This window comes from Flavobacterium sp. TR2 (assembly GCF_025252405.1).
Lineage (GTDB): Bacteria > Bacteroidota > Bacteroidia > Flavobacteriales > Flavobacteriaceae > Flavobacterium.
The window spans coordinates 2,344,878-2,369,015 of record NZ_CP104307.1 but is presented as its reverse complement, the minus strand read 5'-3'; the positions used below and the strand labels follow the sequence as shown (position 1 = coordinate 2,369,015).

The 24,138-nt window shown below is 33.9% G+C and carries 3 protein-coding genes; all 3 read right to left on the bottom strand.

Translation table 11 applies throughout. The annotated features are described in order from the left end of the window. Positions 1-4: 4 nt before the first annotated feature. Genes N4T20_RS10500 through N4T20_RS10490 form a run of 3 tightly spaced genes read right to left on the bottom strand, consistent with a single transcriptional unit; the run spans position 5 to position 24,050 of the window. Complete coding sequence (locus N4T20_RS10500) at positions 5-3,133, bottom strand: amino acid adenylation domain-containing protein (RefSeq protein ID WP_260672951.1); 3,129 nt, start codon at positions 3,131-3,133, stop codon at positions 5-7. A gap of 5 nt (positions 3,134-3,138) precedes the next feature. Then, positions 3,139-14,373 (bottom strand): non-ribosomal peptide synthetase, encoded by an 11,235-nt coding sequence (locus N4T20_RS10495; protein WP_260672950.1) that lies wholly within the window; start codon positions 14,371-14,373, stop codon positions 3,139-3,141. Then, positions 14,373-24,050: a non-ribosomal peptide synthetase gene (locus tag N4T20_RS10490; RefSeq protein WP_260672949.1), complete on the bottom strand. Its 9,678-nt coding sequence runs from the start codon at positions 24,048-24,050 to the stop codon at positions 14,373-14,375. The genes N4T20_RS10495 and N4T20_RS10490 overlap by 1 nt, the downstream gene beginning before the upstream one ends. Positions 24,051-24,138: the final 88 nt, after the last annotated feature.

The following is a 24,138-nucleotide window of genomic DNA, read 5'->3' as shown; positions in this document are numbered from 1 at the left end:
ATTTTCATATAACAATATCATCTGTTTCAACGCCTTTAACATCAACAGCGGCATTAACCCAGATTATATTATCTATTTGATTCGCTAACTCTCCTAAAATAGGTGCTTCAAATAATAGAGAGATATTAAGTTCTACGCGAAAATGTTTATAAATTTCTGCGATTAAACGGGTCGCTTTTAAACTATGTCCTCCTAATTCAAAGAAGTTATCGGTTATACCTATTTTTTCTATTCCTAATACTTCTTGCCAGATTTCTGCTAATTTTTCTTCGGTTTCGTTTCTTGGAGCTACATATTCTCTTTTAATAAGATCTTCTCCCGATATACCTGGCAGAGCTTTTCTATCTATTTTCCCGTTTGAGGTTAAAGGCAGGTTTTCTAAGACGACATAAAAACCTGGAACCATATAATCGGGCAGTCTGCTTTGCAGAAAGTTTCTCAATTCTAATTTATCTACATGAGTGTTCGATACTAGATAAGCGACCAATACTTTCTCCTGATTGTTTTCTTTTACTTCAACAACCACTTGTTTTATATCCTCCGAATAATGCGAAATAGTATTCTCTATCTCTCCAAGCTCAATTCTGTAGCCGCGTATTTTTACTTGCTGGTCTTTTCTGCCTAAAAACTCAATATTACCGTTGGCTAACCAACAGCCTAAATCTCCGGTTTTGTATATTCTGCCGGTTAAATCAAATGGGTTTTCGATAAATTTTTCTTCCGTTAATTCGGGTTGATTTATATAACCTCTTGTAACTCCGTCACCTCCTACACATATTTCCCCTGCTATACCCAATCCGCAAGCTTGATTATGTTCATCAAGAATATATAGGCTCGAATTTGGATTAGGGCTTCCTATTAAGGCTCCGTTGTATTCACTCTCTTTTGTAGTGCTATCATAATGATGGGCGGTAACAAATATTGTAGTCTCTGTGGGCCCATAAAGTTCGTGTATGGCTGCATTTGGAAAGACTTCTCTCATTTCTTTGAGAATACTTGTAGAAACAGCATCCCCTCCTGTAAACAGGTTAGTAATTCCTTGAAATTGGTGCTGTGTATTTGTGCTTTTTATATAATTTAATATTTGTGCCATTAACGCCGGTACAGCATGAAATCCATTTACCTTTTTCATGCATTGCGCTAAATAATTTATGTCTTTACTATTATTGTTACTTAAAATTGTTACTGTTCCTCCTGTCGCTAAAGGATAAAACAATTCAAATAAAGAGATATCAAAGGCATTAGATGATAATAATGGTAGTTTTAATTTTTCAATACCAAATTCTTTTTTGCAGCTTTCAATAAACGAAACTATATTTTTATGTTCAACCATTACGCCTTTAGGTTTCCCTGTAGTTCCTGACGTATAAATAATATAAGCCAAATCGCTACCTAACAATTTAATTTCAAAATAATTATGTACTGGCCATATTTCGGTTTTATTTTTAAACAGACTTAGTTTTTCTTCATCAATTACCACTTTAGAGTTACAATCTTCTGCGATAAATTGAATTCTTTCTTCTGGATAATTTATATCGACAGGAACATATACCCCGCCAGATTTCAATATTCCTAACAAGGCTATAATAGTCCATTCTGTCTTTTCTAGTTTAACAACAACAGTGTCGCCTAACCCAATTTCATAATTACTCTTTAAGTAATGAGCAAATTGATTCGATTTTTCTTCTAATGTCTTATATGTTATGCTTTTATCTTCATAAACCACCGCGATTTCATTAGGTGTTTTTTTTGTATATTCTTCTAAAAGAGCAATTAGATTATTTGCTTTATCATATATTAAATTATCACTATTGAAATCTATTATTATTTGCTGCTTTTCTTCTTTTGAAAGATAGTCCAGGGTGTCAATAATACTATCAGGATCTTTGGCAATCGTGTGGATACAATTTTCAAAATGCGCTTTTAATCTTTCCACTACTAAAGCGTCAAAGATTTGTCCATTATAATTAAACCTGATATCTAAACTTTCCTTTCCTGGAACAACAGCAACTGTAAAATCATAATTATTATGCTCATAAATTTCAGATTCTAATACTGCCAGTTCCTCGTCTGACGCAACTATTAAATTATCATCAATAGGAAAATTTTCAAAAACTAAAATATGATCAAATAAATCTCTTCCTAGATCACTCACTTCTAATACATCATTTAACTGAATGTAATGATGGTAGGTACTGTTAATTGACTGCTGCATAACTTGTTTAAAAAGTTCTCTTGCTGTCATGTTCTTTTGTGATTGTATACGAACAGGAATGGTATTTATGAATAGTCCTATTATTTTTTCAACCCCTATTATTTCAGCTGGTCTCCCAGATACTACAGAACCGAAAACAACATCATTAGTTCCATTATACTTGCCTAGAAGAATCCCCCATATTGTCTGAATAAAAATATTTTCTGTTATTCCCAGATTCGCACAAACTTGCTCGATGTTATTTCTAGCTGATTTTTCAATTTTTAAAGCAGTCTCTTTAGAAACAAAACCTTTGCTGGCTACTGTTTTTTTAGGTGGCGAACTTTTGGTTTCATAATTTAATAAGTAATTTTTCCAATATTGTTTTGATTTGGATACATCTACTTTTTCGAGCCATTGTATGTATTTTGAATAAGGAATAACAGGATCTAATACAGGCTTTCTATTGAGTTGTAAATCATTATAAATCTGAAAAAAATCTCTAATTAAAATACTTATACACCATCCGTCCATTAAAATATGGTGCTGGCTCCAAACCAATTCGTATGTTTCGTGTCCTACCTTTAAAATACTAATTCTCATTTGTGAGCCTCTACTCAAATCGAACCCTTTATTTCTATCTTTTTCTTTAAATTCTTGAAAAGAAAAGTTCGGATCTAAGCTTACATCTTCATAAGAAAATATTGATTCTCCTGTTTTTTTAACAACCTGCAGAACATCTTCTCCAAATTTATGGGTGAAGAAAGTTCTTAAAGCGGCGTGTCTATCAACCAAAACTTCATAGCTTTTTTCTAGTAATGCTATATTTAAACAACCTTTTAACCTATAGCTTACTTGCTCAAAGTAAGATGTTGGAGAGGCTAACCAGTGATAATACATTCCTTTTTGTAAAGGACTTAACGGATATACATCTTCCATTTTTATTAAATTTTGTTTAATTGTTCCAATTCCTGCATACTCAACCCTTTAAATGTGAAATCAGAAGGAGTTGCATAGGCTTCTTTTTCCATTGATAGCTCTTCAATTAATCCGATCAAATTAATTTTACTTTGTTTCATTATTTCCTCTATGGTTTCATCATAAAATAGATCTTGACTATAGCTTATATCTACATTTACACAGCCATCAGATATTATTGCTTTTATATCTAAAATCTGTTCTCTTTCCATTGCTAATGAACTCTCATTTCCTTTGTATTTGTCCATTATCTCGAATAATTTTGCGTCTTCCTTTATCTCTATACTATCGTTAGAATTCCCTAAATAGTTAAAAGAAATCTCAGGGTTTAAAGTATATTCTTTTGATGCTAAATATTTTAATACGCCGTAACCAATACCTTTATTAGGCACGCGCCTTAAAGTATCCTTAACCGATATTAATTCTAAAATATTTTTGTCTTCTTTTAGGCTGAAAACGACTGGATATATAGACGTAAACCATCCTATTGTCCTGCTGATATCTATATCTGCATCAATATTTTCGCGCCCATGAGCTTCCATCCAAACAGCAACTTCCTGAAGATCGAAAGCTTTCTTTACTGCAGTTACAGAACTTGTTAATAATATTTCATTTATTGTTGTGCCGTATGCTTTATTGCATTTGGTCAATAAAGTTTCTGTTAACTCTTTGTTTAAACTATACGATTGAGTTGATTCATTCTTCACAAAATTATTTCCGCCTTTTTTGTCCAAAGGAATTTTATCTATTGCGATTGTATTTACTGCTGACCAGTAAGCGTGCTCTTTTTCTAAAGTTGAACTCTTAGAATATCGCTGCAATTCTTTCTGCCAGTGAATAAATGAATCTGTTTTTAACGGTAATTTTAAGGTCTCGCCTAGCATATATTGATTAAACAATATTTCTAAATCTTCTAGTAAAATTTTCCATGAAACAGCATCGATTACTAAGTGATGAATAACAATTAGCAAATGGTCGCCGGCTGTACCTTTAAATAATCCCAGTTTTACTAGCGGCCCTTCATTTATATTTATGCTAGACTGTAATTGTTCACATTTTTCATGAAAACTGTCTAAATCATTATAATTCCATCGTTCCAAATCATACTTTAATTCTTCTCCATTATTCTTCTGCAGCCAAACATTTGATTCAGACTTATGATAAGTCATTCGTAAAGCATCGTGATGCTGCATTATTTTGTCGAATACTTTTCGAACACCTTCTTCCTTAATCCCTTCACTATTAAACAACAGTATTGATTGATTAAAATGATGATGGTTTATTGGGTGTTTTTCGAAGAAATAAGACTGTATTGGACTTAAACCAACCTCATCTTTTACGGTTTCCTGAGAAATCGTTCGATCTACTTTTTTAACCACTTTTGATAAATCTTCTATAATTGGATTTAGTAAGATATCTTGAATAGTCAAAGAGAGATTTCTTTGTTTTAAGCGAGCAACTATTTGAATTGATTTGATAGAATCTCCTCCCATAGTGAAAAAATCATCTTTAATGCCTATTTTTTCTTTTCGAAGCACTTCTTGATAAACACCTACTATTATTTCTTCTATTTCGTTTGTTGGCGAAACATAGGTTTCTTGATCCTTCAAATCTGAATGTTCTGGGTTTGGAAGTGCCTTTATATCTATTTTACCATTACTGGTGAGCGGAAATGCATCTAACTGTATAAAATAGGTCGGAATCATATAAACAGTTAATGTTTTCTGTAACATATTCCTTAAGGATTTTGTTTCTACTTCTTCATCGCTGATTAAATATGCTACTAATTCATTATTATTTTTTGATACTGCTTTTACTACTACAACTGCTTCTTTTACAAAACTTAAACTATTTAAAGCATGCTCTATTTCTCCTAGTTCAATACGATGGCCTTTTATTTTAACTTGATTATCTTTCCTTCCGATAAACTCTAAAACACCATTTGAAAGCAGCTTTCCATAATCTCCAGTTTTATATATTTTATCGTGCTCACTTTTGTATGGATTAGCAATAAAATTTTCGGCAGTTAATGCTTCTCTTTTTAAATACCCTCTTGCCACACTATTCCCTCCTATACAAATTTCACCTGGTATGCCTATACCGCATAATTTGTTTTTATTATCTAAAATTTGAGTATATGAGGCTTTATTTGGCGTACCTATCAATGCCCCATTATAATTATTTTCACTATGTTTTTTTGAGTAATGGTTGGCCGTAACAAATACTGTTGTTTCTGTAGGTCCATATAACTCATAGATAGACGCCCTTGGAAACACTTCGTGCATTTCCTTTAGCACACTGCTAGAAACTTTATCTCCTCCTATAAACAAATCTGAAATTCCATGATATTCTTCTGCTTCTCCGGTGCTTTTTATATGAGCTAATATTTGCGACATCAGCGCCGGTACAGCATGAAATGCATTTACATTTTTCAGACTATCTGCCAATAAGTACATATCCCTAATATGTTCATTTGGAAGCATTAACACAGTGCCTCCTGTCAGCATAGGATAAAACGATTCGAATAAAAAGATATCAAAGGCATTAGATGCCAATAAAGGCATTTTCATATTAGAAAGTCCAAACCTGCTTGTACAGCTTTCAAGAAAAGCGACGACATTTTTATGCTCAATCATCACTCCTTTGGGTTTTCCAGTAGATCCAGAAGTATAAATGACATACGCTAAATCACTAGGTGCATTTACAAAAGAAATGGCATCTTCTTTATAATAATGCGTTTCATTTTGAAAAGTTAAAATCTCCTCTTGATCTATAAGCAGTTTACAAGAACTGTCTTCTAACATATAATCAATGCGTTCTTGAGGGTAAGATGGATCTAAAGGCATATACGCGCCTCCGGATTTTAAGATGCCTAACATAGCAATGATTATCCACTCATTTCGCTCCAGCTTAATACCAACTAAATCTTCCTGCTGGATTTTATATTTATTTCTTAAATAATTTCCCAGTTGATTTGATTTTTCTTGAAGATCTTTGAATGTATATTCTTTTTCTTCAAATAATAAAGCAACCGCGTCAGGGGTCTTATTTGCCTGATCTTCAAAAAGTGATATTATGGTTTGTTCTTCATCATATGCCGAAGACTCAGCTCCAAAATTGTTAAGCAATTGTTCTTTTTCAAAATCATTTATATACTCTAAATCGCTTATCGACTTATTGGGCTGGGCAATAATACTTTCTGTTAGCTGTAAAAAATGTAAAGCGATTCGTTCTGCCGTTTCTTTATAAAACAAATCTGAATTGTATTCTAAGCTTAACCATAAGCCGTCAGAACTCTGATTAAAGTTAAATGTTAAATCAAATTTTGTGACTTTAACGGTTGTTTTATTATAGTTCTCTATTTGCAACCCTGAAAATGATCTATTTTCACTGCTTATTACTGCATTTTGTAATGCTACAAACACATCAAATAAAACATTCCTGCTCATGTCTCTTTGTAAATCTAATTGACCTACTAATTCATCAAATGGATATATCTGATGCTCGAGACCTCCTAAAGCTGTTTCTTTAACTTTTTTTAATAGCTCTAAGTAACTGTCATTTTCTTTAAATTGAGATCTTAACGCTAAAGTATTGGTATAAAACCCAATTTGGTTTTCTAAATCTGAATGTGTTCTGCCTCCTACCGGACTACCTATAATAATATCATTTTGATTGGTATATCGGTATAAAAGCACATTCACTATTGCTAAAAGACTCATATACAGCGTGCCTCCTTCTCTGGCACTTATTTCTTTTAAAGCTTCTATTGCTGTTTTAGAAAGTTGTTTATTAATGGTTCCTCCATTAAATGTCTTGATTATTGGTCTTTTTTTATCGGTTAGAAGATTTAATACAGGTACTTCTCCTTCAAATTGTTTCAACCAATAATTTTTATACACCTCACTATCAATTCCCTGCAACTGTTTCTGCTGCCAAGAAGCATACTCTTTGTATTGTATACGAAGTGGAGTTAATGGATTTTCTTCTCCTTTAATAAAGGCATTATACAGTATAAACAGCTCTTTTGTTAAGATATCCATCGACCATCCATCACTAATGATATGATGTATTACATAGCAAAATACCCATTCGTTATTTTCTACCTGTAATAGTGTGCATTTTAATAAATCATCAGAAGCAAGATTAAATTTATAATTACATAGTTTATCTATAAGCTGTTCTACCTTGTTGGCTTTCTCTTTATTTTCTGTTAAGTTTTTAAAGGCAATTTTGTTCTTAACGTCCTGCTGTTCTTTAATAAACTGCTTAATTTCTCCATTTTCATCTTCTCTAAAATTAGTTCTTAAGCTTTCATGGCGCAGTATTAATGTTTGATATGCGAGATTAAATACTTCTAAGTTTAATTCTCCTTTAAAAACATAAACCTCTGGCATATTATAAGTTACATTACCATCTTCCATCTGGCTTAAAACCCAAACCCTTCTTTGAGAAGATGATAATTCATAATTCTCACGTTTCTCTATTATCGGGATCTGTTTATCCGCTGTTATTTTAGATGCTGAGTATTGTTCAATTAATTCAATTAAACTTTCTTTATTTACTTCGATTTCATTCAATAACTCTTTGTTTATAACACCTTTAGGCGCTTTAACATCTAATTTGTCATTAACTACTTTTACAGTAACATTAAGTTCTTTTAACCTAGTGAGTAAATCATTAGCGATGTCTTTATTTTTGACTTCACTATTTTTAACTTCATTTATGGCTTTAACTTGATCTTCTAGCGATTGAATTTCATAGATATCTTTCAGTTCTAATTTTACATTAAACTCTCTGTCAATCAAGCTTATTAATCGAATTAATTTTAAACTATCTCCCCCTAAATCAAAGAAACGGTCTTTAACCCCTATATTCTTTTTGTTCAGTATCTCTTGCCATACCGTTACTAATATTTCTTCCTCTTCCGTTCTTGGTGCGATGTAGGCAACCCCACTCTCTAATCCTGCAATTTCCATAGATAATAAGGCCTTGGTATCGATCTTCCCGTTGGGAGTTCTAGGAAATGAGGGCACTTGTGTGTAGTTGGATGGAATAGCATAACTTGGCAATAAACCTCCTAGATATTTCTTTAGCTCTGATACATTTAAAGCCTCATCTCCAAGTAGATAAACATAGAGCTCATTATCGCCAGAAGGGTTGTCTTTGGCCAATACTACTGCAGATTCTATTGATTCGTAAGTTTCTAAAGCATATTGAATTTCTCCTAATTCTATGCGATAGCCTCGAATTTTTACTTGATCATCTTTCCTTCCTAAAAATTCAATCTCTCCTTTGGCATTCCATCTCCCTAAATCGCCAGTTTTATACATCTTCCCTCCAGCATTAAACGGATCAGCTACAAACTTCTCGTCGGTTAATTCTGGTCGGTTTAAATAACCTTTGGTTACTCCTGCTCCACCTATGCAGATTTCTCCGATTACTCCAATCGGAACCAAGGCATCTTCTTTGTTCAATATGTAGATATAGCTGTTGGCTATTGGCTTGCCTATGGTTGATGTAACTTTCTCGCCTGCCGCATATTTATGCACACTACTCCAGACCGTACATTCCGTTGGACCATATTCATTAAATAAACTACAGCCTGATTGCCCTATAGCGCTGGCATAATGGTCTGTTATTAGACTTATTGGACAGTGCTCTCCTGCTACTGTAACCTCTTTTAATGAACTTGAACCGCCTTCTGACAAGGAATTTAATAGTAAACGATAATAGGAAGGAACAGTTAATAAGTGGCTAATCTGCTCGTTGATAATATAGTCGGCTATAAAAGAGACATTGCTTATGTCAGCCCCCTTGGTCACACACAATTGTCCGCCAGTGCTTAAAGTACTGAAAATTCCGGCTACAGAACTGTCAAAGGCTATAGAGGACAATAATAAAAAACGATTTATTGTACCGTAAACAGATTCGCGCGGAGCCAATGAATGAATTAAATTACCATGAGACACTAAAACGCCTTTGGGGTTTCCAGTTGAACCTGAAGTATAGATAATATACACCAGATCATTTGCGTTGATAGATACTGATGGTGCTTGCTTGGAGTTCGTCAGCCCCAATAATTGTAAATCCATGGCAAACAAGTTCCCGCTATAGTAGCTTAAATCAAAGATGTAGTCTGATTGGGTCAGCAAGACTTTTACTTGAGTGTCCTTTAGAATGTATGACTTTCTTGATTCCGGATAATCAGGATCGATAGGCACATAGGCTCCCCCTGATTTTAAAATTGCTAAAATACCAATAAACATTAGCTCAGAACGATCCATCATAATACCAATTAAATCATTTCCTGAGACACCGCATTCTTCTATTAAATAATGGGCTAATTGGTTAGAACGGTCTTCTAGCTCCTGATAACTTAAACGAATCCCTTCATAATATACGGCTATAGCTTCTGGGGTTTTCTTTACTTGTTCCTCAATAAGATTTACTATCGTTGTAGAACTATCATAAGGAATTTTCAAAGCATTAAAACTCTCTAGCAGATGGCTCGCTTCTTGCTTTGTTAAGCAGCTTAACTGTGACAGCGATGTTGTTGAGCTCGCCAACATCTCTTTTAACAACACTTCTAAATGGTTATGTATTTGAACGAGCCAGTCATAATCAAAAACGTCCGTGTTATAGATTGTACTGATCTGGATACCGTCTTCACTTTCTATAAAGTTAAATACAAGGTCAAAAATACTTGTGTGCGATACCTCTCCTTCATAATACGTTACAGACAGGCCTTCTAATTCTTGTGAGGTGATCGTCTCTGTACTTGTTTTGTTTTGAACGATTACCTGCACATCAAACAAAGGGTTGCGGCTCATGTCGCGTTGCAGGCCTAAGCCTGAAACTAGCTCATCAAAAGGATATAATTGGTGGGCGTGGGCATCTAAAACGACTGTCTTAACCTTAGACAACAATTCTTCAAAACTGTCTTCTTTGCTGAATTGGGTTCTAAGGGCCAAGGTATTGACATAAAATCCTATCTGATCTTCTAAATCTCTATGGTCACGTCCTGCTATGGGACTTCCGATTATTATATCTTCTTGAGAGGTGTAATGGTAAAATAACGCGTTCACCGCACTCAGCAGCCCCATAAATAGCGTGGCTTCTTCTTTTTGCAATAAAGCGGCCAGAGCAGTACTTAAGGTTTTAGAGAGCTTGCTGTTATAAACACCGCCATTATAGGTTTTTATGCTTGGACGTATTTTACCCCCCGAGAGATCTAAAACCGGTAGGTCTCCCGAAAATTGATTAAGCCAATAGGCCTGATCTGAACTGGAATCACTAAGGGTATTCAGCTGCCAAGAAGCATAGTCCTTATATTGGATTTGCAATGGCGGTAAAGAGAATGACACTCCTGTTACCAGACTATTGTAAAGTATCAAGAGTTCTTTGATCAGCACTTCCAAAGACCAGCCATCACTTATAATATGGTGTATAACACTGCTAAATATCCAGCGGTCTTCTGATATTTGATATAGGTCAACGCGTAACAAAGGTCCTTGTGACAGGTCAAATGGAGTTTTTAATGTCTTTGATAATGCCTGCGAAAGGTCTGTCTCTGAGAACGCACGAGCATCTACAGATCCCAAACTGAAATCTACGGAAGCAGTAGGCTGTATGTATTGACGGATTTCTCCTGAGGCATCCTTCTTAAAATAGGTGCGTAAAATCTCATGTCGGGATATTAAGGTCTTGAAGGACTGCTCCAATAAAGATAACTCTAAATGCCCCTTAAAGACATACACCGCCGACATATTATAGGCGATATTAGCGTCTTCAAATTGGCTCATGATCCATAAACGCCTTTGCATCAATGACAAGGGATAAGAATCTTGCTGCTCCAGTCGTGGGATAGAATCGTATCTCACTGATGCTTTGGAGGATATCAGCGCACTTTGTGATTGCAAATCTGGATGGTTGAAGAATTCTAATAATCGGAGTTTGACATTGAATTCCTTATGGATCCTGCTCATTAGTTTTGTGGCCTTGAGACTATGTCCTCCTAATTCAAAAAAGTTGTCCGACAATCCTACCTGAGGGACATTAAGTATCTCCATCCAAAGCTCACTCAATTTCTTCTGCGTTTCATTCTCTGGTGCAATATATGAATCACTGTTTACGAGTACTCCAGTCATGCCTGGCAGATTAGTTCTATCGATTTTTCCATTTACTGTTAATGGAAATCGCTCCAGTATATGTATGTAACTCGGCACCATGTAAGAAGGCAATCTTTGGAACAACCAGTCGCGTAAAACACTCTCTGCTATCGTTTCTTCACTGGTAATGTATCCTAATAACAACTTATCGCCTTGACTCTCTTCTACCACTACCAAAGCAGCATTCACTCCAGGATAGGTACTCAATAGGTGTTCAATCTCACCTAATTCTATACGGTAGCCTCTGATCTTTACTTGGTTGTCTTGACGTCCTATAAATTCTATCTCGCCATTTTGATTCCTCTTTACTAAATCGCCTGTTCTATACAGACGCTGTCCTGTGATAAAAGGTGACGCTATAAATTTTTCTTCTGTTAAATCCTCCCGATTCAAATATCCTCTTGAGAGTCCGGCCCCTCCTAAATAGAGCTCGCCCACTACTCCTTTTGGCACTAAAGACATGGCTGCATCCAATATGTAAGCGGTACTATTGCTTATAGGCGTTCCTATTGGAATTGTGTGAACTCCTTCAACTGCTTCTTTTACCAAATAACTGGTTGAAAAAGTTGTGTTCTCTGTTGGTCCATAGCCGTTTATGATTTCCATCAAAGGATATCTTGAACGTAATTTTCCAATGTGTACAGGTGACAGACGATCCCCTCCGGATAATACAGTTGTCAAGCCTTCAAATACATCTATGGCCTCGTCTATTAGCTGGTTGAGTAAGCCACAGGTAAACCACATCATTGTGACTCCTTTGGCTTTTATTAAAGAAGATAAATCTATGGGAGACAAGAAGAGGTCTTCTTCACTTAAGATCAATGTCCCGCCATTTAATAACATTCCCCAATATTCAAAAGTGGTCGCATCAAATGAAAACGAACCTGTAGACAATAGGACGGAGCTTCGTTCTATATTGATATAATTCGACTTTTTCACTAATCGAATAATCCCTCTGTCTTCTATCAAAACGCCTTTTGGCCTTCCTGTAGATCCTGAAGTGTACATCACATAAGCCAGGCTGGACAGATCTCTGGAGCAGATGTCTTTTTCCTTGGAATAGTCTCCAATGCTGGATTCGAAATCCAATAGGAGTTCTGGCGTGATGACAATCTTACTTTTTGTATCAGATACGATAAAGTCTATTCTTTCTTGCGGATAATCCAAAGCGATTGGAACATAGGCGCAGCCTGCTTTTAAAATGCCCAGAATCGATATGATCTGCCAATGGCTTTTAGGCAGGGCTATGGCTATTAGATCTTCCAAAGCCAACTCACTATGCTTCTCTAAATAATGGCTGAATTGGCTGCTCAAACCATCCAGCTCGCTATAGGTCAACGAGATTTCACCATAGATCAGTGCGGTCTTATCTGGAACCAAAGCGACTTGCTCCTTAAACAATCCCAGTAAAGAAATCCCTTCTTCATATGCTATTTCTGTCGTGTTGCAATCCACCAATAGTTCGTGTTTCTCTAATGCATTTAAACAGGAAATCTCAGAGAGTTCTTTTTTTGGAGAAGCCACTATTCCTTCCAGCAGCTGCTCCATATGCAGCAAGAGCTGCTCACACAAGCTTTTACTGAAAATATCGCTATTGTATTCTATTACTATACTTAAGCTGTCTGACACTTCGGCAAATGAGAATAATAAATCAAATTTACTTCCAAAATGTTGTTCATTTTTATAAGGCGAAATAGATAAGGAAGTTCCTTCTAGTATGTCTGCTATTAGTTTTTCTTTTGAATCTTGAACTACTAGCATTACATCAAATAATGCATTTCTGCTTAAGTCTCTTTTAACGTTTAGATCATCTAAAAGCTCATCAAAAGGGTAATCTTGGTGCTCAAAGGCATTAAGCGTATTTTCCTTTACCTTTCCGAAAAGAGCTTCAAAACTATCTCCCGATGTAAATGCGGTGCGAAGTGCCAGAGTGTTTACATAAAAGCCGATTTGATCGTGAAGCACAGTGTTATTCCTTCCAGAAACCGGGCTTCCTATGATAAATTCTTCCTGGCCTGTATATTTATGCAATACTGCATTTAAAAGGCTTAGACACCCCATAAACAACGTGCCTTCATTGGCTTTGTAAAACGTTTTGAACTGCTCATAAAGTGCCGTGTCAATTTTACGCTCTACTGTTCCTCCGTTATAGGTTTTTATTGCCGGACGGGGAAAGTCTCCAAAATGGGATAATGTTGGCAGATCGCCTTTTAAATGTTCCAGCCAATAAGCCTTGTCTTTTTCTAAATGACCATTTGCCAGCTGGTCCTGCTGCCATACGGCGTAATCTTTATATTGGATTCCGAGTTCCTTTTTTGAGTCAGCTCTATTTTCACCTATTAATTTGTACAGCATTATCAATTCATTCATCATGACGTCAATAGACCAGCCATCACTTATAATATGATGCATGACAAAACAAAATATCCATCTTTCATTAGATAAACGAATTACAACACCTCTTAATAAAGGACCTTCTTCTAAATTAAACAGTAATGCGCACTCTTTTTCTAGATATGTTTCTAGTTTCTCTTTATAGGCATTGATTCCTCTAAAATCGATCTCTACTAGGGAGAAGTTTATCTCTTCAACGTTTTTTACATACTGCTTTACATTCCCTAGCTTGTCTTCTTTGAAAACTGTTCTAAGGATTTCATGACGGTATATTAAATTTTTAAAAGATTGATTTAATACTTCAAAACTAAACTCGCCCGTTAATTCGTAGATGCTAGGCATATTATATGAAATACTGGCGCGATCTACCTGACTTAATGTCCATAACCTTTGTTGGGATGATGATAAAGGGTATCCATTTAACTCTGGAGTTTTATGTATAGTGTTATTTACACTATTTGAATTATCAAGGCTTCCATTTTCTAAAATAATTTCTGTTAACTCTTCTTTTCTTGCCTTTATTTCTTCAATTAAATTTTTATCAATGTCTGCTCCATTAGTAAACACTTTTAGTTTACCATCTACAACTTTTAATAATAAATTATTCTCTTGTATTTTATTTAATAAATCTTTCATTAATCTATATTTATTTCTTGAAGTTCTTTGTTTTCAGATAACTCTTTTTGCTGTAACATAAATTTCACGTGTTCAGAAATTCCAGATATTGTAGGGTCTTCAAAGATTCTCTTTATCTTAATTTTAACTAGAAACAATTCATTAATTTTATTTATAAGCCGTGTAGTTTTTAAACTTTCGCCTCCTAAATCGAAGAAATTATCGTAAATGCCAATGGATTCTTTTTCAAGTAAATCTTTCCAAATTTGCGTTATCTTACTTTCAATTTCATTTCTTGCCGGTACAAATAGAATTCCGGATTCCAAAAGACTTCCATTTTGTTCAGGAAGCGCTTTTTTCTCGATTTTCCCATTCGTATTTAATGGCATTTTATCTACTCTGATATATTTGGAAGGAATCATATAATCTGGCAGTATTTTATTCAGATACCTTCTTATATCGAGTATATTCAGTTCTTCTTTCAATACAAAATAGGCTGTCAATTCATTAATTCCCTCATTATTTAAAGTTGCTAGAACGGCTGCACTTTCTACGGCAGGATGATTTTGCAAACTATTTTCAAGCTCTCCTAATTCTATTCTATATCCTCTAATTTTTACCTGGTCATCTTTTCTTCCTATAAATTCAATATTCCCATCTGACAGCCATTTTCCTAAATCACCTGTTTTATAGGTTCTGCCGTGCAATTCACTTGCAATAAATTTCTCTGAAGTTAATTGGGATTGATTTTTATATCCTCTGGCTAACCCGGAACCGCTTATGCTGATTTCTCCAATAATTCCTACAGGCTGAAGCAGTCCTTTATCATTGGTAATAGTTATGGTTCTGTTTGTTATCGGTTTTCCGATGATACATTTTTCAGAAATGTCATTAATTTTATAGTAGGTACTGCATACTGTAGCCTCACTTGGGCCGTAAGTGTCATATACTAGGGCTGCATCTAGAAATTTAGAGACATAATTTCTTTTAAGTTTATCTCCTCCGCTTATTAATAATCTTAATTTGCTCACATTAAACTCAGACTCATTTAATGCTTTTATTATTAATGGCGTAGAACTTAAAACCGTAGCATTTTCTTCTTCTATTAGATATTGAATTTCTTTAATATCTCTACCTCCGGTTACTCCCATTAAAATTGTTGCTCCTGTCATTAAAGCGGGGTATATTTCTTCTACATGGGTATCAAAAGATATTGAAGATTGCTGGATGATACTATCCAATTCATTTATCTTGAAGGTTTCGATAAAGGTTGAACAATAATCAAATACACTAGCGTGTTCAACCATTACTCCTTTTGGGTTTCCTGTTGTTCCTGAAGTATAAATTGTATAGGCTAAATCTGAATTTTTAATATCCTTTTCTAAATTATTTTTATCTAGTATGTCTATATCGTGTTCAAACTTCAATAATTCAACTTCATCAATTATGCAACTGCAAAAGCTGTCAGATTTTATAAATTCTATACGCGCCTTAGGATATTGCGGGTCTATAGGTAAATATGCTGATCCTGTTTTTAATATTGCCAACATACTTATAAGCAGCCATTCACTTCGTTCAAGTTCAATCCCAATTAATACATCAGATCCAACAGTATATTTTGCTTTAAGATAGTGCGCTAATTGATTTGCTTTTTCATTTAACTCTTGATACGTAAAAAACTTGTTGTCAAATAACAATGCTTTGTTTTCTGGGTATCTCAATACCGTGTTTTCAAATTCTTGTATAATTGTTTTTTCAGAAATATTCCTTGAATCCGTAGAACAGAATTTCTCCAACAACAGCTTCTTTTCTGTTACAGTTAGAATATCTATATCATTAATTTTGATGTCAGGATTTTCTATTACGCTTAAAATTACCTGCTCTAAATGCTGCAACATTCTTTGAGCTGTTTCTTCAGTATAGATATCGCTATTATATTCTATACCAGCTTCTATTTCTCCATTGGCTTCTAGGAAGTTAAATGATAAATCAAACTTACTCACTTCGTAATCAAAATCCTGAAAATCAGAAATATGAAGTCCTTCTATCTGGTATTCTTTATTTTTAGTAAGTTGATTATTTGTTGCATTTTGCAATACCACCATTACATCAAATAGAGCATTTTTGCTCATGTCCCTGCGCAGTTTTAAATCGTTTACCAATTCATCGAAGGGATAGGCTTGATATTTATAAGCTTCTAGTGTATTTTGCTTTACTATCTGCAATAATTCATTAAATGAATCAGTGCTGTCAAACTGTGTTCTAAGTGCTAACGTATTTAAATAAAAGCCTATTTGATCTTCTAAATCTGCGTGTTCTCTATTAGCAATTGGACAACCAATAATGATATCTTGAGAGTTTGTATATCTGTATAATAAAATCTTAACTATTGTGAGTAAACTAATAAATAAAGTAGCTCCCTCCTGATTAGTTTGATATTTAAGTTTCTCTGTTACATCTGCAGCAATTCTTGTTTGAATTATTTTACCATTATATGTCTGCACTAAAGGTCTCGGCTTATCTTCGGGTAATTGAAGCACAGGCAATTCTCCTTCAAATTGCTTGAGCCAATATTTTTTATGAAGCTCTAATTTTCCTTCTTTAAATTGATTTTGCTGCCAAACAGCATAGTCTTTATATTGAATTTTAAGAGCTTGTTTTTCTATGTTTACACCTTTGTTGTATTCATCATATGTTTCTAATAGTTCTTTAATTAAAATGTCCATAGACCACCCATCACTAATTATATGATGCATGACATAACTAAAAATCCATTTATCATCTTCTATTTGATACACAGAAGCTTTTAATAGTAGTCCAGACTCTAAATTAAAGTCGGTTTCAACATCATCTTTCAGATACTCCGCCAACCTTTGTTTTTTATTGGTAACTTCTTGAAGATTCTTATAAGCTACCTTAAAATCAACATTTTCAGCTGGTAAAATATATTGTCTGGCTTCTCCTTCTTTATTTTCTTTAAAAACAGTTCTTAGATTTTCATGACGTTCAATAAGGCTTTCAAAAGCAAATGCTAAACTATTATAATTTAAAGTTCCTGTAAATTCAAAAACCGCTGGCATATTATATGCTGTGTTGGCATCTTCAAACTGACTTAAGATCCATAATCTTTTTTGAGAAGAGGAAAGCGGATAATTGGATTGTTCTTCAACTTTCGGAATTTGATAATAATCACTTTTTACAGCATTATCAATTAACATTGCCTGATCTTGCAATATCGTTGTTTCGAATAGTTTTTTCAGTTCAATTTTAACGTCGAACTCCTTGTGTAACTGACTTATTAATCTGGTTACTTTTAAACTATGCCCTCCTAAATCAAAGAAATCATCAGTGATGCTTATCTGATCAAAATCTAATATTTCTTTCCAAATTTCAACTAGTTTGGCTTCTGTTTCGTTTCTTGCTTTTAATATTACTTTTTCAGGGTTTAAATCTAGTTCTGGTATCGGCAGTTCTTTCTTATCTACTTTCCCGTTGGAATTTAAAGGCAATGCTTCTAACCATACAAAATATTTTGGAAGCATATAATCTGGCAACTGCTCTTTTAAATATTTTCCAAGGCTTGGTATTTCTTTAGCTTTACTAGTATAGTATGCAACGAGTTCATTATCCTTATTTTTAGTTTCTCTTGCTATGACAATGCATGAAACAAGGTCTTCATGATTAGACAAAATATTTTCTATTTCCCCTAATTCTATGCGATGTCCTCTTATTTTTACTTGATCGTCTACTCGACCTATAAACTCAATGCTTCCATCTGGAAGCCATCTTCCTAAATCTCCTGTTTTATAAATGGTCGTATTCGGTTTATAAGGATGAAGTACAAATTTTTCGGCAGTCATTTCAGGATTATTCAAATACCCTCTTGACAATCCTGCTCCTCCTACATATATTTCGCCAACAACGCCTATTGGCGGAATTGTTTTTTTATAATCTTCTTGATTTAGTATGTAACATTCTGAATTTGAGATTCCTTTTCCTATAGGTATCGTGTTAACATTATCGCCAATATGTTCCACATTGTAAAATGAAGAAAATGTCGTGTTTTCTGTTGGCCCGTAAACATGGACTAAATTGACTTGATTATAGCGTTCTTTAAATTGTTTTACATGGGATACTGAAACTCTTTCTCCTCCAAACAATACATATTTTAAGCTGTCAAATCTGGAGAAATTAATATCAACTAAAGAATTAAACAGTGCTGTAGTTAAAAAGAATGTAGATATTTTATTGTGATTAATTGTTTCTCCCAAAACTTCATAATCGAGAAAACATTCTTTAAGAGGAATATAAAGCGTAGCACCATTTAATAGAGATCCAAAAATGTCAAAAACAGAGCCGTCAAAAGCAAAATTCGATAAACTTAAGATGTTATCTTCAGCATCTATATTTACATAATTCATAGACTTTATTAATCTGACAATACTTTTTTGTTCTACCATAACCCCTTTAGGTGTTCCGGTAGATCCAGAGGTATACATTACATATGCCAAGTCGTTAGCTGCTGAGTTTGCAGTGATTTGATTATCTGGAACATGGATGTCATTCAATTGTACATCAATTGCAAAAAAACCTCCTTGATAGAAATCGTAATTGAAAAGATATTCTGTTTGGGTAATTAGTATTTTTATTGCTGTATCTGAAATGATATATTCTTGACGTGCTCTAGGATAGTCAGGATCTATAGGAACATAAGCTGCTCCAGATTTTAGTATTCCTAAAACCGCAACAATATACAGGTGTGACCTGTCTAAAGCAATACCAATAAGATCCTCTTTTTTTAGATCGAAATTTTGCTTTAAAAAGACTGCTACCTGATCTGATTTATAATCTAATTCACTATAAGTCAACACTTCACCATTAAACACAAGTGCTTTTTTATGCGGATGCTGCTTTACTTGATCTTTAAATAATTCTATTATATTCTTATCATTTGGAAACTCTACAGCAGTATCATTAAAATCTACAAGAATTTTTTCTGTCTCTTTTTGGCTTAAAATATTGATTTCATCTAGAGTAGATTCAGGTTTTTCACTAATAACATCTACTATTTTTTCAAAATGCTGCAATAATTGATTAATAGTAAGCTCATTGAAAATGTCTGTATTAAACACAATAGTAGTTAAAAGCTCTCCTTGGGTTTCAATGAAGTTAAAACTAAGGTCAAACCTGCTTACATTCAATTCGCATTCTTTGTAAACTTGAATGTCTAAATCTCCCATTTTTTCTAATGTGACTTTTTCGTCCAAGTCTGCATTCTGTAAAACAACTGTTACATCAAATAAAGGATTACGGCTGACGTCATGCTTTAATTTTAAATTATCTATTAGCAAATCAAAAGGATAGAGCTGATGCTCAAAAGCTTCTAACGTTCCTTTTTTTACATTTTGCAATAATTCTCTAAAGCGGTCTACTCCTTTAAATCGAGTTCTTAAAGGCAGAACATTGATGTAAAGACCTATTTGGTTCTCTAAATCAGTGTGCACTCTGCCAGACATTTGACTTCCTATTATAATGTCTTGATCATTTGTATATTTATAGAGCAAAGTATTCACAATGGCCTGCAATCCCATGAATAGCGTAACTTCTTCTTCTTGAAAAAGTTTTTTTAAAGTGCTTAAACTTGAGGCATTTATTGTTTTTTCTTTTATAGCCCCATTGTAAGTTTTAATATTTGGACGCGCTTTATCTCCTAATAAGTTAAGTACAGGAATATCTCCTTGAAATTGTTCAATCCAATAATCTCCATGCCCTCTTAATACTTGGTCGTCTAATTGTTTGTTTTGCCAAGCAACATAATCTTTGTAATGAACTCTCAATGGATTTGGCATCTTGGAATCTCCATTTACATATATGTTGTAAAATAAGAATAGCTCTTTTATAAGAATTTCCATAGATAAACCATCGCTTATTAGATGATGTAATATGCAGCTGCAAACCCATTTTTCATCTTCAAGCTGAATTATGTCTACTTTTAATAATAGCCCTTCGGCTAAATTAAATTGAGTTTCTAATAATGTCGATACTTTATTTTTTAATTCATTCTCTTTGTCTTCAAGCCTTCTAAAGTCATGGTAATCAATATTAAAAATGTAATCAGCACCTGATAATATATATTGTCTTGGCTCTCCTTCTTCTCCTGCTTTAAATACTGTTCGCAGGCTTTCATGACGCTCGATAAGCGTTTTAAATGCAGACATTAAAGCCTCTCTATCAAGATTTCCCGTAAGAGTATAGATACCAGAAATATTGTAAGCTTTTACAGCGCCTTCAAATTGGCTTACAGCCCATAATCTTCTTTGAGAAGAAGATGTCAGGTAACTTTCCTGCTTAGGCAGAGGCTCAATTTCAGTAAATTTGGTTTCGTTTAAAGCCTCAATCGTTTTTGAGAGTTCAACAATTGTTCTTGCTTCAAAGACATTGCTAATTCGAATTTTAACTCCTAGTTCTTTATGAATCATAGACACCAAATGAGTCGCTTTGATACTATGTCCTCCAGATTCAAAGAAATTATCTGTAACTCCTATCTTTTGGATTCCTAAAACTTCCTGCCAAATCTCTGCCAGTCTTTTTTCAAGCCAATTTCTTGGAGCTACATATTCTTTTCTTACAATATCTTCGCCCGAAATGCTTGGCAATGCTTTCCTATCTATCTTCCCATTTGTGGTTAAGGGCATTTTATCCAATTTTGGATAAAAACTTGGAACCATATAATCTGGTAATTTTTCCTGCAGAAAACTTCTCAATTCCGATTTATCAATGTCTGCAGCAGAGACTAAATAAGCAACTAATACTTTCTCTCCGTTTATTTCCTTGGCCTCTACAATTACTTGATTTAAATCCTCTGAATACTGTAAAATAACATTTTCTATTTCTCCAAGCTCAATTCTGTAGCCTCTAATTTTTACCTGATGATCTTTTCTTCCTAAAAATTCAATATTCCCATCAGATAACCAGCAGCCCAAATCTCCCGTATCATACATTCGCTCTCCTGCTTTGAAAGGATTTGCAATAAACTTCTCTTTTGTTAGTTCTGGTTTATTTAAATATCCCCTTGAAACTCCAGTACCCGATATGTAAATTTTACCCGTTACTCCTATTGCCACTGATTGCAAATTTTCATCTAGTATATAAATCTGGGTGTTTGAGATTGGGCAGCCAATGGGCGGATTATATGTAATGTAATTGTCTTCTATTGTAATTGTTGTTACAACATGGGTTTCAGCTGGACCATAATGATTATGGAGTTTTGTATCTGATTCACTAATTCTGTCTATCGCCTCATTACTTAAAATTAGCTGTTCTCCAGCAACTATAATATTTTTTATTACATTGAACTTTAATAAGTCATAGAAGGGCTTAACCTCAATTAATATCTTAAAATATGACGTTGGTAAAAAAACCGTATCAATAGCATTGTTTTTTATAAATGCAGATAGCTCGTTTGAATCTGTTTTAACTATTTCTGTAACTGGATATAAGGTTGCTCCTCTTGTTAATGTTGTAAATATTTCCTGAAAGGAGACATCAAAACTTATGCTTGTAAACTGTAATACTTTAGAAACCTCACTGTCCTGAAATTGCTTGTTGTGAAAAACGATTAGATTGAACATACTGATATGTTCCATCATAATCCCCTTTGGAGTTCCCGTAGATCCAGAAGTATAAATAACATAAACTAGGTCATTGTTTTTAATAATTACATCTTCTTTCTTATGAGAATATTTTTCCTTGACTGCATCAAATCTTTCCAATTCCTCCTGGTCAATAACAACTTTACAATTACTGTCTTTTTCCATATAGGCTATCCTCTCTTTCGGATAATTGATATCTATAGGAACATAAGCCGCACCAGCCTTTAGCGCACCTAAAATTGCAATGATAAATTTTTCGTTTCTCTCTAGCTTTATACCTATTAAATCATCGGATTGAATCGCGTAGTTTTTTCTTAAATAAGATGCAAATTGATTCGTTTTTTCGTCGAGTTCTTGATAAGTTAATTCAGTTTCTTCAAACACAACTGCAATATTATTTGGTGTTTTCTGCACCTGCTCTTCAAATAAATCGATTATTGTTTTATCTTTAGGATAAACTGCTTCTGTGTTATTAAAACCTGACAACACCTGATCTTTTTCAGATTCTGTCAGATAATCTAATGAACCAACGGAAATTTCAGATTTTGCAATAATGCTATTCAATAAGACTTCAAAATGGCTTACTATATTTTCCGCAAAATATTTTGAATAAATATCAGTGTTGTATATCAGTGTTAAAACCAGCCCTTGAGCTGTTTCTTTAAAAGCAAATTCTAAATCAAACTTGCTTAGAACTTTTTCTTCAGATTGATATCCTTTAATTTTAACTTCTCTTTCTTTTTGGCTGCTTACTTTAAATAAATCATCATTCTGAACTGTAAGTAAAATATCAAACAATGGATTACGGCTTGTATCTCGATCAAGAGGCAAATACTCCACCAGCTCATCAAATGGAAAAATTTGATGTTCGTATGCTCCTAGGGTAACCTCTTTTACTTTTGCCAACAACTCTTTAAAACTGTCATTTGCTTCAACCTCTGTTCTTAATGCCAAAGTATTTACATAAAAACCAATTTGATTTTGTAAATCTATATGTTCCCTTCCTGCAACAGGACTTCCTACAACTATATCTCTGTGATTGCTATATCTAAACAATAATACTTTTACAGCCGTTAGTAATCCCATAAACAAGGTGCTCCCTTGTGATTGGCATAATTCATTGAAATCATTTAAAAGACTCTCTTTGTAAAGTTTTTTTACAGCGTTGCCATTGTAGGTTTTAATTAATGGTCTTGTTTGATAAGAAGGTAAGTCTAATACCGTAAGTTCTCCATTAAATTGTTGCAGCCAATAGGATTTATGGGCTTCCATAGCATCATTCTTCAATTGTTCCTGCTGCCATGCAGAATAATCCTTATACTGTATTTTTAGTTCTGGCAGTGGATTAGGATTTCCTTTTATATGGGCATCATACAATTCAAATAATTCATTGGTCATAATTTCTGATGACCATCCATCACTTATAATATGATGCATAACGCAAATAAATACATAGACATCTTGTGAGGTACGCACTAATTTGGCTCGAAGTAAGGAATCGGCTGATAAGTCAAAAACATACGCAGCTTCTTCTTCAATAATAGATTTTATTTTTCCTTCCGAATTGGCTTCTTTGCTTAAATCTTCATATTGCAATTGGAACTGAATATCTTCCAAATTCAGTATCACTTGCCTAACCTCCCCTGATTCATTTTCTTTGAACAGGGTTCTTAATGATTCATGGCGTTCTATAAGCGACAAAAAAGCACTTTGAAAAGAAGGGATGGATAATTTGCCTTCCAACTCAAAAACATTCGGCATATTATAAGCTAAATTTCCTCCTTCAAATTGGCTTAACAGCCATAACCTGCGCTGGGAAGAAGATAAAGCATAACTAGATTGTTCAGAAACTTTAGGGATAAATATAGGTCTGTCTTTTTTTGCTTTGTATAAAGTAATAAATTCTATTAACTCCTTTTTATTTAACTTAATTTCGTTTAATATATCCTGAGTCATAACTCCTTTAGGAGCTTGAATATCAAGATTATCATCAAGTAAATCAATTTTTATATTAAACTCATTTAATTTTTTAAGTAATGTTTTCATTTCTCTTTTCGTCTCAAAATTTATTAATTCCCTATTCTAATTATTTCCACTTCATTACCCTTTTCTCTTTGCTTAGTTCTAATTTTTT

Coding starts and splice junctions, on each gene's coding strand:
- N4T20_RS10500 (WP_260672951.1), bottom strand. CDS start 3,133: ATGGAAGATGTATATCCGTTAAGTCCTTTACAAAAAGGAATGTATTAT.
- N4T20_RS10495 (WP_260672950.1), bottom strand. CDS start 14,373: ATGAAAGATTTATTAAATAAAATACAAGAGAATAATTTATTATTAAAA.
- N4T20_RS10490 (WP_260672949.1), bottom strand. CDS start 24,050: ATGAAAACATTACTTAAAAAATTAAATGAGTTTAATATAAAAATTGAT.